At 42.4% G+C, this 14330-nt stretch carries 14 protein-coding genes; 10 read left to right on the forward strand and 4 right to left on the reverse strand.

Going from position 1 to position 14330, the window contains the following annotated elements:
* Positions 1–32 precede the first annotated feature (32 nt).
* A complete protein-coding gene (gene cbpB, locus IGI94_RS07675) occupies positions 33–536 on the forward strand; it encodes a cyclic-di-AMP-binding protein CbpB (protein ID WP_008381899.1) in 504 nt (167 codons plus the stop codon).
* Between the two features lie 34 nt (positions 537–570).
* Here the strand turns inward: cbpB and IGI94_RS07680 are convergent, their stop codons facing one another.
* On the reverse strand, positions 571–1488 hold the full coding sequence (locus IGI94_RS07680) for a mechanosensitive ion channel family protein (protein WP_005236101.1): 918 nt from the start codon (positions 1486–1488) through the stop codon (positions 571–573).
* Positions 1489–1635: 147 nt separating this feature from the next.
* Complete coding sequence (gene fabI, locus IGI94_RS07685; protein ID WP_005236100.1) at positions 1636–2391, reverse strand: enoyl-ACP reductase FabI; 756 nt, start codon at positions 2389–2391, stop codon at positions 1636–1638.
* A gap of 206 nt (positions 2392–2597) precedes the next feature.
* Here fabI and fabZ point away from each other — a divergent pair, with 206 nt between their 5' ends.
* Positions 2598–3038 carry a 3-hydroxyacyl-ACP dehydratase FabZ gene (fabZ, locus tag IGI94_RS07690; protein ID WP_005226178.1) on the forward strand — a complete coding sequence of 147 codons (441 nt, stop codon included), beginning with the start codon at positions 2598–2600 and terminating at the stop codon, positions 3036–3038.
* Between the two features lie 52 nt (positions 3039–3090).
* Here fabZ and IGI94_RS07695 read toward each other — a convergent pair whose 3' ends face one another.
* A complete protein-coding gene (locus tag IGI94_RS07695; protein ID WP_034872605.1) occupies positions 3091–3840 on the reverse strand; it encodes a peptidylprolyl isomerase in 750 nt (249 codons plus the stop codon).
* Between the two features lie 182 nt (positions 3841–4022).
* Here IGI94_RS07695 and IGI94_RS07700 point away from each other — a divergent pair, with 182 nt between their 5' ends.
* The gene (locus IGI94_RS07700) at positions 4023–5114 is read left to right on the forward strand and encodes a DUF871 domain-containing protein (RefSeq protein ID WP_005236098.1); all 1092 of its coding nucleotides are present in this window, start codon (positions 4023–4025) and stop codon (positions 5112–5114) included.
* Between the two features lie 177 nt (positions 5115–5291).
* Positions 5292–6242 carry an alpha/beta hydrolase gene (locus IGI94_RS07705; protein WP_016619950.1) on the forward strand — a complete coding sequence of 317 codons (951 nt, stop codon included), beginning with the start codon at positions 5292–5294 and terminating at the stop codon, positions 6240–6242.
* Between the two features lie 50 nt (positions 6243–6292).
* Here the strand turns inward: IGI94_RS07705 and gap are convergent, their stop codons facing one another.
* Complete coding sequence (gap, locus tag IGI94_RS07710; RefSeq protein WP_042890377.1) at positions 6293–7303, reverse strand: type I glyceraldehyde-3-phosphate dehydrogenase; 1011 nt, start codon at positions 7301–7303, stop codon at positions 6293–6295.
* 249 nt (positions 7304–7552) lie between these two features.
* Here gap and obgE point away from each other — a divergent pair, with 249 nt between their 5' ends.
* The 6 genes from obgE (at position 7553) to recJ (ending at position 14321) form a co-directional block, all read left to right on the forward strand.
* The gene (obgE, locus tag IGI94_RS07715) at positions 7553–8866 is read left to right on the forward strand and encodes a GTPase ObgE (RefSeq protein ID WP_042890376.1); all 1314 of its coding nucleotides are present in this window, start codon (positions 7553–7555) and stop codon (positions 8864–8866) included.
* A gap of 180 nt (positions 8867–9046) precedes the next feature.
* On the forward strand, positions 9047–9622 hold the full coding sequence (locus tag IGI94_RS07720; RefSeq protein ID WP_005236092.1) for a DUF456 domain-containing protein: 576 nt from the start codon (positions 9047–9049) through the stop codon (positions 9620–9622).
* Between the two features lie 72 nt (positions 9623–9694).
* Positions 9695–10651, forward strand: coding sequence for a ribonuclease Z (gene rnz, locus IGI94_RS07725; protein WP_042890375.1), 957 nt, complete (start codon positions 9695–9697; stop codon positions 10649–10651).
* Positions 10635–11423 carry an SDR family NAD(P)-dependent oxidoreductase gene (locus IGI94_RS07730; RefSeq protein WP_016612306.1) on the forward strand — a complete coding sequence of 263 codons (789 nt, stop codon included), beginning with the start codon at positions 10635–10637 and terminating at the stop codon, positions 11421–11423. The genes rnz and IGI94_RS07730 overlap by 17 nt, the downstream gene beginning before the upstream one ends.
* A gap of 12 nt (positions 11424–11435) precedes the next feature.
* Positions 11436–11873, forward strand: coding sequence for a lipopolysaccharide assembly protein LapA domain-containing protein (locus tag IGI94_RS07735; RefSeq protein ID WP_005236087.1), 438 nt, complete (start codon positions 11436–11438; stop codon positions 11871–11873).
* Between the two features lie 147 nt (positions 11874–12020).
* Positions 12021–14321, forward strand: a complete 2301-nt coding sequence (gene recJ, locus IGI94_RS07740; protein WP_438899614.1) for a single-stranded-DNA-specific exonuclease RecJ — start codon at positions 12021–12023, stop codon at positions 14319–14321.
* Positions 14322–14330 lie beyond the last annotated feature (9 nt).

Here is a 14330-nt window from a genome sequence, read left to right on the forward strand (position 1 = left end):
AGAAGAGTAGCTGTGAAATGGAGGCAATTAGATTGATAGGACAGACCGTAGAAAAAATATTACTCGAGAACCAAGAAAATTTCTTGGTGCCGGCAGAAAATGTGGCATCTGTATTTTATAACCACCCTTTGAGTCACGCATTGCTTGTTTTATCAAAAGTGGGCTATTCAAAGATCCCTGTACTAGATAGTGAGGACCATTTAGTCGGCTTAATCAGCCTCTCAAACATCGTAGAACGCATGATGGATCTCACTGGCTTCAGTATGGAAAATATTGAAGGGCTGACTGTGGCAGATGTCATGGAAGTCAATGTGAATTGCATCAAAGAAAACGATGAGTTGGAAAGTATGCTGCATTTGTTAGTAGATCAAGCATTCTTGCCGATCGTTGATGATGACAATGTCTTTGTTGGGATTATCACCCGCAAAGAGATTTTAAAATCCGTCAATCATTTGGCGCACGAAATTGAAAGACGCTATTTGCTGATTTCTAAAGAAGATGCCCCAAAGGTGACAGATGAACTGCATGTGGTATAGAAAAAAGGTTATCCCAGCTTCGGGATAACCTTTTTTAAATACCGACGATCGGCGCATTGGGGATCGTATAGCCTTTGGCAGTTAAAGCATCGATCGATGCGGCCAAAAATTCCTCTTTGATTTTCCATTGCGTACCGTTGGTCACATACATGGTCGTACGAATTGCAAAGTTGTTGTTCCCTAGATCCACTAAACCGAAGACCGTAGGGGCCGTTTGAATCTCTTCTTCATGCTGCTGAGCAATCTGTTCATTGACTTCTTCAATGATGGCACGTATTTCATCTAAGCCTTCAGATGGTAAGATACGTACGTCTACCACGACTTGCATATTGGCTCTGGATGTATTACTGATGGTCGTGATGTTACGATTTGGGATATAATGAACGGTTCCATCAACGGATTTTAATTGAACAGTCCGAATACCGACGGCCGTCACCGTACCTTCAAGCGTCAGATTGGTCAAGCGGACGTAATCACCAACATTGATTTGTTGCTCGGTAATAATAAAGAAGCCAGTAATCAAGTCGTTCATAAAACCTTGGGCGCCTAAACCAAGTGCGACACCGACGACTCCGGCACCTGCTAATAGAGAGCCTACAGGAACGCCGATGGTTGAAAGGAGTGCATAGACAAAAAAGAAGCCTAATGTGTAATGAACCGTATTGCGAATCAAGGTATGGATCGTGTTGATTCGACTCACATTGAAACTGGCTTTTTTTTCATAGGAACGATAGATCCGATCGATGATCATATTGCTTATTTTCAATAAAATACCGAATAGGATACATAAAAAAAGCAACATCAATGCTTTTTGAATCAGTAGACCAATGATCGATTCCCAGTCGATGGACGCCCACCATTTTTGCAATGCATTGAGCTGAGCAGCTGCTGGTTCGGTAATGCTGGAACCACTTGAATCGGTCGTGCTAGCTGCGAGTAGCAGTTGTTTCATAAAATCCCTCCAAGTCTTACTGCATCTATTTTAACGAAGATAAAATAGAAATGCAAAGGAGGTTTTCTGAAATACCTGTTTTTTTCAGAAAAAGCCTGCTCAGCCAACGGGTAGGCAAACAGCAGACTTTTCTATGACAATTATTGATTAAGATAAATGAACGCCTTTATCAACAAAAATCACTTCGCCGATAATCCCGCTTGATAAAGGACTGATCAAGAAGGCACAAGCATTGCCGACTTCTTCGATCGTTACACCAATATGATCTGGTGTTCGATCCTCTGACAATTGGATCAGTTTTTGATAGTCTTTTACACCTGTTACTGCTAGCGTTTTGATGGCGCCAGCTGAAATCGCATTGACACGGATCTTTTGCGGTGAAAGTTCGGCAGCTAAATAGCGAACACTTGATTCCAAAGCAGCTTTCGCAATACCCATCATGTTGTAGTTTGGTACTGCCCGTTCGGCACCTAAGTAGGAAAGGGTAACGATTCCAGCATTTTCAGCTAAGATTGGTTTGGCATATTTGGTGACAGCAATCAATGAATAACTGCTGATGTCTTGCGCCAAAGCATAACCGTCACGAGAAATATTCAAAATATCGCCAGAAAGATCTTCTTTATTAGCATAAGCGACGGCATGGACGACACCATGGATCTCTCCAGCATATTCTTTGATTGTATCAAAGGCGGCAGCAATGCTTTCGTCATTAGCGACGTCACACTCCACTACAAATTCATCAGATTCCAATAAGCGCTCTAAAGGCTTCTTCATGCGGTCGTTTTGATACGTGTAGATCACTTCGGCTCCTTGTGCTTTTAATGCTTGTGCACAGCCCCAAGCGATACTGCGTTTGTTGGCAACGCCCATGACGACAACTTTTTTACCGGTTAAAAAACTCATAATTCCACTCCTTAATAAATTCAACAATAATAAAATACGTATAATGACAAATAGTAAATCAAACTATCTTGATTTCTAATTATTAAGCATAATTGTTTGATTGTCAAACTATTTTTTTCTTAATAAATATTTAGTTGCGAATTCCGTTGAACTATGATACTTTGATAATCAAACTATAATAAATTCTTAAGCAAGGAAGGGAAACCATGAAAAAACTATTGACTGAAACAGAAGTCATGGATTTGATTCCAAATCGCTACCCAATTATATATATTGATTATGTCGATGAAATCGAGTCTGGCAAAAAGATTATCGCAACGAAAAATGTTACCATCAACGAAGACTTTTTCCAAGGTCATTTTCCGGGAAATCCAGTAATGCCGGGTGCCTTGATTTTAGAAACATTGGCACAAGCAGGATCGATCCTGATCTTGAAATCCGAGGAATTCCAAGGTAGAACGGCGTATATCGGCGGCATAAACAAAGCCAAATTCCGTCAAAAAGTTGTTCCGGGAGATACTATGAAACTTGTTTTTGAGATCACCAAAATAAAAGGCTCCGTTGGAACTGCTGATGCGGTAGCGACAGTGGATGGCAAAAAAGCTGCTGAGTGCGAATTTACCTTTATCGTAGGCGACCAAAAGTAAAAGAAAACCGCTGAAATTCCCGAGTATCGGAGACTTCAGCGGTTTTTTTTATTTATTCTTTGGCTTCTTGTAAGACCTTGATCGTTTCGATCTTCACTGGCTCAACCGGTTGAGAATTCTCACCATTGCCAGAGTCTTGGGTTTCTGCTTGCGCAATTTTATCTACGACATCCATGCCTTCGATCACTTGACCAAAAACGGTATAGCTACCGTCCAATTGTGGTGTTCCACCATTTTTGTAGGCTTCGATGATTTTTTCAGGATAGTGTTGGATCGCTAGACCGTCGGATACGTCTTGATCATTTTGAACGATGTAGAATTGACTGCCTTGGCTGTTTGGCGCACTTGATTTTGCCATTGCCAATGCGCCTCGCAAGTGATAAAGCTGGTTCGAGTATTCTTCGCCGAATCCTTCGCCCCATATGCTTTCTCCGCCAGTGCCATCACCATTAGGGTCGCCCCCTTGGATCATAAACTCTTCTACGACACGATGGAAAGTCAAGCCGTCATAATAACCATCTTTGGCATGGGTCAAAAAGTTTTCGACTGCTTTGGGCGCGATCTCTGGGAAAAGTTTGATTTTGATTGAGCCTTCTTCCGTCACCATTTCAACTAAGGCTTCATTCTCTTGCACATCCGTTGATAATTGCGGCAATTCCAGGGCATTCAAGTCAACGGATTCTGAGGTTGACGTGCTTTCTGCCGAATTGCTTGATGAGGGATCGGTGGTACTTGAACCTGTACAAGCAGCTAATAATAAAAGGCTAGCAGCTGCTGTCAGTGCGAATAGGATTTTTTTCATTCTTTCATTCCTTCCAGTTTTCTTAATGATAATCATAACAAAAAAGAGACATAGAAGAAAGCGCAGATTTTATGGAATGAGAAAGAAACAGGCGGAAAGGTGTAGACCACTTTTTAGATGTTTGTTATAATGAAAGAGGATTCATTATAATAAACGGATAGAATTTACAGGAGGTTTTTTTGATGGGAAAATTAGGGATATCGATTTATCCAGAGCGCTCAACGTTTGAAAAGGACAAAGCGTATTTAGACTTGGCACACAAATACGGCTTTAAACGGGTATTTACCAGTTTGCTACAAATCAACGATGACAAAGAAAAAGTCTTGGCAGACTTTAAACAAGTCGTGGATTATGCCAATCAGTTAGGAATGGAAGTCATGGTAGATATCAATCCTGGTTTATTCGAACAGCTAGGTATTTCTTATGATGATTTATCCTTCTTTGATGAGATGGGGGCTTACGGTGTTCGGTTAGATATTGGTTTTACTGGTTCAGAAGAAGCCAAAATGACGCGTAATCCTTACGGGATTAAAATCGAAATCAATATGAGCAGTGGTACGAGCTACGTGGATAACATCATGAGTTATTCGCCTAATACTGAAAATTTACTCGGCTCGCATAACTTCTATCCTCATCGCTATTCAGGGTTGGGCTACGACCATTTCGTTTTTTGTTCGGAAAAATTCCGCAAATACAATTTAAATACGATGGCTTTCGTGAATTCTCACGAAGCTGATTTCGGTCCATGGCCAACACAAGATGGTTTATGCTCTTTGGAAGATCATCGTGATCTGCCACTAGCTACGCAAGTCAAACATTTAGTGTTGACTGGTTTGATCGATGATATCTCTGTTGGAAATGCCTATGCTTCAGAAGCAGAATTGGCAGCAATGGCTGAAGCGTTTCACGCGGATTATCCGACATTAAGAGTCGATGTCGTTGACGGAATCACTGAAGATGAACGAATTTGTCTCTTCGATAATCTGCACAGCTATCGAGGAGATCGTTCGGAATACATCTTGCGTTCAACGATGACGCGGATCTATTATAAAGACAAGGAATTTCCACCTCATGATACCCGTGATATGGTAAGAGGGGATGTCTTGATCGATAATGCTGGCTATGGACAATACAAAGGGGAGACGCAAATCGCCTTGAAAGCAATGAAAAATGATGGTCGAGTCAATGTCGTTGGTAAGATCGCTGATGAGGAACTATTCTTATTAGAATTTTTGAAACCTTGGTCAAGTTTTAAATTGGTCGAAAATAACTAATTACCACGAAAATCAGCCATTGCCAACAAAGATTGTTGGCAATGGTTTTCTTTTTGGGCGCTTGCGATTGACAAACATGAGCAAAAAACGGTAATTTATGTAGTGGGTTCTTTCCTTGAGGAATGACGAAACCATAATAATATTATGTAAACTATATAACAAGAGGACGTGACAAGTGTGAAATTGCGCTGGAAGATTGCCATCGGAGTGGCTGTATTAGCAATTGCGGGGTTAGGGTATGCAGGAAACTATTTTTATGATTATGCGGTGGTTCCTTCAGAAAAAGATTTCTTGGAAGGAGATACCCCTGGTACGGATGAAAATCAGACGGGAAATGAATCGCAAAATTGGTTTACAGATCCAGCAAATCGTGAGATGTGGCAGCTAACTTCTGAAGATGATTTAAAATTATCCGCCATTTATCTACCGGCGGAGGAGAAGAATCGTGGGAAAACGGCGATCATCGCGCATGGCTATATGGGGAACGCAGAAACGATGGCGGACTACGCTAAGATGTATCATGATTTAGGCTATAATGTCTTGGTTCCAGACGCTCGAGGGCATGGTCAAAGCGAAGGAGATTATATTGGTTTTGGGTGGCACGAACGTAAGGATTATTTGCAATGGATCGATGAGGTACTCGCAAAAAATGGTTCTGAAGAAACGATCACTTTGTATGGCATCAGTATGGGGGCTGCCACGGTAATGATGACCAGTGGGGAAGACTTACCGAAAAATGTCACTTCTATTATTGAAGATTGTGGGTATACCAACGTCAATGAAGAATTGGGTTATCAACTCGATCAATTGTTTGGTCTACCGGCCTTTCCATTGATGAATGTCACTAGTCTTGTCACAAAAATCCGAGCGGGGTATTTCTTCGGTGAAGCAGATGCAGTCAAACAACTGCAAAAGAATACGCGTCCGATCTTTTTTATCCATGGCGATGCGGATACGTTTGTTCCTTATTCGATGCTGGATATTTTGTATAACGCGACCGATGCACCAAAAGAAAAGTGGGTTGTTTCAGGTGCCGAGCATGCGAAAAGCTACAAAACAGATCCAGACCTTTATAAAGAAAAAATTGCAGCTTTTTTGGACAAATACGATCATCCAGCAAGTGAATAAAAAAGTGCCGGTTCTAAAAAAGAACCGGCACTTTTTGCTTGACCTTTAGCTTATAAACGAGCAAATTCTTCTAGCAAGCGAATCATTTGGCAAGTAAAGCCGTATTCATTATCATACCAAGCGACGGTTTTCACCAGTTGGAAATCGCCAGCAGTGGTTACTTCTGTTTGTGTCGGATCAAAGATAGACCCTTGAGTGGTACCAATCACATCTCCAGAGACGATTTCACGGTCATCGTAACCGAATGACGGATTATCGACGGTGTGTTTTCTGATCGCTTCATTGACTTCATCGGCGGTTACTTTGGTTTTCAAAATTGAGACTAATTCTGTTAAAGAACCATCGACGACCGGAACCCGTTGGGCGTGGCCTTGTAATTTGCCATTTAATTCTGGGATAACTAGACCGATCGCTTTGGCGGCACCCGTTGAGTGAGGGATCGTGTTGTCAGCAGCGGAACGAGCGGCTCTTAAGTTTCCGCCTTTTACAGGACCATCCAATAGCATTTGAGTAGAAGTATACGCATGAACCGTCGTCATCGTACCAACTTCGATCCCGAATTCCTCATTTAAAAAGTAGGCCATTGGAGCTAAGCAGTTGGTCGTACAAGAACCTGCGGATATGATAGTATCATCCGGTGTTAACGTGTCTGAGTTGACATTGTAAACGATCGTTTTCATATTACCAGCTGGTGCGGAGATAACGACTCGTTTGACACCTGCATCAAGATGGGCCTGGGCTTTTTCTGCGGAAGTGTAAAAACCCGTACATTCTAATACGATATCGACGCCATTTTCTTTTGCCCAGGGGATTTTGCTTGCGTCTGGTTCAGCGTACACTCGGGTCTCTTTGCCATCGACAACGATAGCATTATCCGTTGCAGTAACAGTTCCAGGGTACGTGCCGTGGGTCGAGTCAAATTGCAATAAGTGTGCTAACATGACTGGACTCGTCAAATCATTGATTGCCACAACTTCAATATCGGCAGAAACTTCTCTGATCCTACGAAAAGCTAAACGTCCAATTCGTCCAAAACCATTGATTCCAACTTTTACTGTCATTTCTTGTTTCCTCCTTTGATTGTGTACTGGTACACTTAAAAGTTTGCTACGATTTCCTGTGACTGTCAAAGAATAACCCTTAAGAATTCGCGATTTCTTACGGAAACCCATGAGAAAAGATAGACAAAAGGCGTTTCGGTCGTTACAATAAAATAGACTTTCTTATTAGAGAAATAGTAACCACTTAAAGTGAGATAACTGATAATCAAAAAGTATAGAAGGTAGTAAAAAAAGAATGGAGGACAAATAATGTCCATGTTTTTAGATCAAGTGACAATCGATGTCAAAGCAGGAAAAGGCGGCGACGGAATGGTTGCTTTTCGCCGAGAGAAATATGTCCCAGACGGCGGACCCGCAGGTGGGGACGGGGGACGTGGCGGTGATGTCATTTTAGTCGTAGACGAAGGTTTGCGTACATTAATGGATTTTCGCTTTAATCGTCATTTTAAAGCGCAACCCGGGGAAAATGGCATGAGTAAAGGAATGCACGGCCGTGGCTCAGATGATACTTACATCAAAGTACCCCAAGGCACCACCGTTCGTGATGCTGAAACAGGTGCCTTATTAGGTGATTTGATTGAGCAAGGTCAAACATTAGTAATCGCAAAAGGCGGGCGGGGCGGCCGTGGGAACATTCGGTTTGCTTCTCCAAAAAATCCAGCCCCAGAATTAGCAGAGAACGGAGAACCCGGTCAAGAAAGAAAGATCGAGCTCGAACTAAAAGTCTTAGCAGATGTTGGTTTAGTTGGTTTCCCTTCAGTTGGGAAGTCAACATTACTCTCTGTGATTTCGTCTGCTCGTCCAAAAATCGGCGCGTATCATTTTACAACACTGGTGCCAAATTTAGGCATGGTAACGACCACTGATGGTCGTAGTTTTGCAGTAGCCGATCTGCCTGGCTTGATCGAAGGTGCTTCGCAAGGTGTTGGTTTAGGGACTCAGTTTTTACGTCATATCGAACGGACGCGGGTCATTTTACATGTGATCGATATGAGCGGCATGGAAGGGCGCGATCCATATGAAGACTATTTATCCATCAACAATGAATTGTCGACCCATAACTTGCGCTTACTAGAGCGCCCACAGATCATCGTTGCCAATAAGATGGATATGCCGGATGCTGAAGAAAACCTAGCCCTTTTCAAAGAGCAGCTGGCAAAAGAAAAAACGGATGAGTTCGCGGATGAACCAATGATTTTCCCAATCTCTGGTGTCACTCGTAAGGGAATCGATGCCTTGCTGAATGCGACAGCGGATCTATTGGAAGTCACTCCTGAGTTCCTCTTGTACGATGAAGAAATCGAAGAAGATGTGGTTCATTACGGCTTCCAATCGGATGAACCGGAGTTTGCAATCGATCGCGATCCTGATGCAACTTGGATCTTGAGCGGTGAGAAAATCGAAAAACTATTCCAAATGACGAACTTTGATCACGATGAGACTGTGATGCGTTTTGCTCGTCAATTACGTGGATTGGGTGTCGATGAAGCATTGCGTGCGAGAGGTGCCAAAGACGGTGATATTGTGCGTATCGGTAATTTTGAATTTGAGTTTGTCGAATAAGCGTTTAAAAGAACATCATTTTTTTAAAAAAATCCTTCATAGTTGAATTGGTTTTGACTGCCGATCATTGATTTTCTCTAAGAAATCAATGATCAGCAGTCTTTTTGGTTTCTTTTTTCATTTAAATGATTTACTGTTAAAATAAAGAAAAGAACAAATAAACCAAAGGGAGCGATTTTTATGTCAAAACGAGTCATTGTAATGAACTTTGATGCTAGTGCCAAAGCGTATCAAGCCTTTTCTGAAGTGAAACGGATGCATATGGAACGAAAGATCAAAGGAGAGCAAATGGCGGTTCTTACCCACACCAATGAAGGCGTGCATCAATTTAAAGTCGAGGATTTTCTTGATTTTACTGGAAACAATAAGACATCAACTGGTGGTTTGATCGGGATGCTCGTTGGTGTGTTAGGTGGGCCTTTGGGAATCATGCTGGGCTGGTTTGGCGGTAGTATGATCGGTGCTACTCGTGACGCAAAAGAGATCCAAAATGCGCAAATGCTCTTCGAACACGTCGGAAACCAAATTGGTGTAGGCGATACGGGGTTATTATTGATTGCCGATGAAGAGGACAATCGTCCTTTGAACCAACTGATCATGAATGAATTAGGCGGTGACATCACTCGTTTTGACTACGATGATGTCGAGGCAGAGATCGAGACGGCCAAAAAAGTCGAAGAATCCACCAAGGCACGTGTTCAAGAGGATTGGAAAAATTCCCATAACGATGAATCCGATAGCCAATCCGAGAAATAAAAACCGCAAGCTTCAATTGCAACTTGATTTCTTTTCCGCTAAAATTGGAAAGAGATGAAAGGAAAGAAGCTTATGGAATTAGAATTTTTAGGAACAGGTGCTGGAGTGCCTGCGAAACATCGAAACGTGACCAGCACTGCGTTACGATTATTAGATGAACGCAATGCCGTTTGGCTTTTTGATTGTGGCGAAGGGACACAAATGCAGATCTTGCATTCTACGATTAGACCGAGAAAGATTGAAAAAATCTTTATTACCCATCTTCATGGTGATCATATTTATGGATTGCCAGGATTGATCAGCAGCCGCTCCTTTCAAGGCGGAGACACACCTCTAGAGATTTATGGACCCAAGGGGATCAAAACATACATTCAAACCGTTTTGCGGATTTCTCAGACGAAAGTCAGCTATCCATTGCATTTTTTTGAGATTGAAGAAGAAGGGATTCTTTTTAAAGATCAGCAATTTGAAGTATCTTGTCTGCGCCTTGATCACGGGATTGATAGTTTTGGCTATCGTATTGTCGAAGCAAGCCATCAAGGGGAGTTGCAAGTGAAAGCATTGCTTGAACTTGGGCTGAAACCTGGTCCTGTCTTCGGACGTTTGAAAAAAGGTGAAGTAGTTACCCTCGATGATGGTCGTCAAATCAATGGAGCTGATTTTTTAGGTCAAGCCAAAAAAGGACGGATCGTGACAATATTAGGTGACACCCGTAAATGTCAAAACGCCGTGCTTTTAGCGAAAGATGCGGATGTTTTGGTACATGAAAGTACCTTCAACAAAGAAGAAGCCAAGTTGGCTCGCGCTTATTTTCATTCGACGACGCGACAAGCTGCTGAAGTTGCCCAAGAAGCTCACGCCAAGCGTTTGCTATTGACCCATATCAGCGCGCGCTATGTTGGCAAAGATATTACAAATTTAGTAAATGAAGCAAAAGAAGTATTTCCGAATACGTTGATCGTCAAAGATTTTGATGTTGTCGAGATCCCTTTTGCCGGAGAGGAAGAATCAGATGAACTTGGAGAATAAAGTTGTCGTTGTAACAGGTGGTTCTGCCGGACTTGGAGAACAAATCTGTTATGAAGCCGCAAAACGTGGTGCGATCGTCGTGACTTGTGCCCGGAGGACGAATTTGATCGGAAAAGTCAAAGAACAATGTATGGAATTAAGCGGCAAAGAAGCGTATGCGTTTCAATTGGACGTAGCAAATCCTGAAAGCGTGGAGCGCTTATTAGAAAAAATCAGTGAGAAAGTCGGAAAGATCGATGTCTTTGTCAATAATGCTGGCTACGGGATCTTTCAAGAGTTTACAGAGATGGATCCTGCGGTCATCCGTAATATGTTTGAAGTCAATGTACTTGGGATGATGGTTTTGACTCAGCAAGTTGCGATTCAAATGGCTGAACAAAAGCATGGTCATATCATAAACGTTGCTTCAATTGCGGGTAAGATCGCTACGCCGAAGACCGCAGTTTACTCTGCAACGAAATTTGCTGTACTTGGTTTTTCTAACGCCTTACGTTTAGAACTAAAACCACTGGGGATCAACGTAACAACGGTCAACCCAGGGCCGATCGAAACGGCATTCTTTGACCAAGCAGATCCTAGCGGTAGTTACTTATCATCGGTGGGCAGCCTTGTCCTTGAACCAAACAAATTGGCACAAACGATCGTCAAAGCCATGATTCATCCAAAACGAGAAATCAATCGCCCACATATTTTAGGGGCGGCAGCAAAACTGTATACACTGTTTCCTGCAATCGGGGATTATATGGCAGGAACGATGTTCAACAAAAAATAGGAGTTGAAACCCATGAAAAATCAATGGCGTGTTATCGTTGGTATTTTACTGATTTTAGTGATCGTTTTATTTGCGGTTGCAAACAATATGACTGTTCCGATCAATTTTGGCTTCACAACGATTCAATCGCCACTGATCTTAGTCATTATTGGTTCTGCTTTGTTAGGCGCATTGATTTTGTTGCTGGTTTCCACAAGTGCAATGTTCCGTCAAAAAAAAGAACTAAAACAATTGAGAAAAGAGCTCTCGGATTATCGCACGAATAACGAGAAAGTTCTGCAAGATGAACGAGAAGCCTTGGAACGAGAATATATCAACAAGCAGGCGGAGTTAGCAGCTAGGCAGCAACAACTCGACGATCAAGAAGCGCAACTTTCGTCACGTGCTGCAGGCGCCTCAACGCCGCCAACGATTGATGAAGAAATGAAGTCTTTTGAATCGCAAGCCTAGAATACATGAGAGCAATTAAGAAAAGAGTTTGCCGGCGCATCGTTCGCTGCAAGCTCTTTTTTGTGACATGAAAAAATAAATTGTTTCTTTCGTTGTTTTTCCTTTTTACATAAACTTTGCTATAATAACCTAGTTAGGAGTGATTTGGTGAAACGTGCAAATTTTCATTGGGTGCTACCGCAAGATAGCGAAGCTACCCCTGTATTTAAAGAATTGATCCAAGCAAGAAAGATTCCTGAGCGCATCGGCGCGTTGCTATGGCAAAGAAATATTCGAACAGCAGAAGCGCTAGACGCTTTTTTATCAACGGATCTGCAATACCTTCATGATCCGTTTCTCTTTCATGATATGGATAAGGCCGTGGAACGGATCCATGAAGCCATTTTAAATGGTGAGCGGATCTTGATTTATGGCGACTATGACGCAGATGGGATTACGAGCACCACCGTATTAAAAGAAACACTGGAGTTGCTAGGGGCTGAAGCTGAATATTATCTGCCCAATCGCTTTTCAGATGGGTATGGTCCCAACATAACTGTCTATCAAGATAAAATTGCGGCAGGGACGCAATTGATCATCACCGTTGATAATGGGGTATCTGGACATGAGGCAATTGCTTATGCTCAAGGGCAAGGGGTCGATGTGATCGTGACGGATCACCATGAACTTCCTGCAGAACTCCCAGAAGCCTTTGCCATCGTTCATCCCCGTCACCCTGAAGGAAACTATCCGTTTGGTGATTTAGCGGGAGTCGGAGTCGCATTTAAAGTGGCTTGTGCCCTATTAGAAGAAGTGCCCGTCGAACTGCTGGACCTTGTTGCAATTGGGACGATTGCTGATATGGTTTCTTTGACAGATGAGAATCGACTACTAGTCAGCAATGGCCTGAAAATGATCCAACAAACTGATCGGCTTGGTTTGAATGAGTTGTTGACGGTCAGTGGATTGAAAAAACGAACAGTCAACGAAACCGATATTGGTTTTGCTGTTGGCCCCCGCCTCAATGCAATTGGTCGGTTGGAAGATCCTAATCCTGCTGTTCGTTTGTTAACCACATTTGATGAAGAAGAAGCAGTAACCTTAGCCAAGACATTAGATACGATCAATCAGCAGCGAAAAACTTTCGTTGAAGAAATCATGAAAGAAGCGCAAGAAAAAATCGACCCTGCCAATCATGTTCATCTGGTCGTAGGTGATAACTGGCACGAAGGGGTTTTAGGAATCGTAGCTGGACGTATCATGCAAAGTACCGGACAGCCCGTGATTGTTTTGACCAAAAAAGAAAATGGGTTAGCAAAAGGGTCAGGTAGAAGTGTCGCTGCGTTGAATCTATTTGAAATGTTGGCTACGATGAAAGACATGTTTACCAGTTTTGGTGGTCATCATGCGGCGGTTGGCTTAAGTATCCCGATTGATCATTTGGACATGCTACAAGCTCAGATGAATCGCTATGTGGAAGAAAATGGAATTGATCTTAGTCAGGGAATCCCCTTAGCGATCGATGAGGAACTGCCATTGGCGGAAGTATCGATCAACTTTATTGAGTCTTTAAACGTTTTAGCGCCTTTCGGAACGGACAATCCGTTACCGAAATTTCTGTTTTCCAATTTATCGACTCAAAATGCCCGCCAGATTGGTACCGAAAACCAGCACTTGAAGTTAGTGATGACAGATGAGTCCAATCTACAGCTAGATGTGATTGGCTTTGGTTTTGGAAAAGACTCAGTAGAGTTTGAAAATGATCGACTATCGATCGTCGGTCAGCTTTCAATCAATGAATGGAATGGCAACAAAAAACCGCAGCTGATGTTGGATGACTTTGCAGTGGAAGGGCTGCAGTTGTTTGATTATCGTTCGAAAAGGAGTCGGCAAGGTGTCTCTCTGGGAAATGAAACATTAGGGGTCATTTTCAATAAGAAACTGCCTCGAGAGCTGCAAGGATTTTGTGGACAAACGATCTTATTCGACTCGGTGGCTGCTGTGAAAGATACATTTTGTGCTGGTCCGTTCCAAGAGATCGCGTTTTTAGATTGTCCTGCTGATTCTGCTGTGATCAAAGAGGTCGTTCAAGCGCTTCATGCTTCAAGAATTGCGTTTGTGTTTTACTCGACGGAAGATGCCTATTTAGACGGGGGAGGCACCAGAGAGCAATATGGTCGGCTTTTTCAATTGATCAAGCAGCAGCCTCGTTTGGATATTCGCTACAAATTAAAGATGGTCGCTAACTATCTAAAAATTCCAGAAAAATTACTTATTTTTATGATTCAGGTGTTTTCTGAGCTGGAATTTGTTACAATACAAGATGGTGTTTTGAATAAAACGGCTGATCCTGTTTCTCGTCCGCTGACAGAGAGTCATTTGTATCAGCAACGACAAAAAATGATCAAAACAGAAGAATTTTTATTAATGAGTGATTTATCAACCCTACGTCAGTGGTTGACAGTCTAGGAGGAAAAA

The organism is Enterococcus sp. AZ149 (assembly GCF_051714285.1).
In the GTDB taxonomy this organism is placed as follows: domain Bacteria; phylum Bacillota; class Bacilli; order Lactobacillales; family Enterococcaceae; genus Enterococcus_D; species Enterococcus_D entomosocium.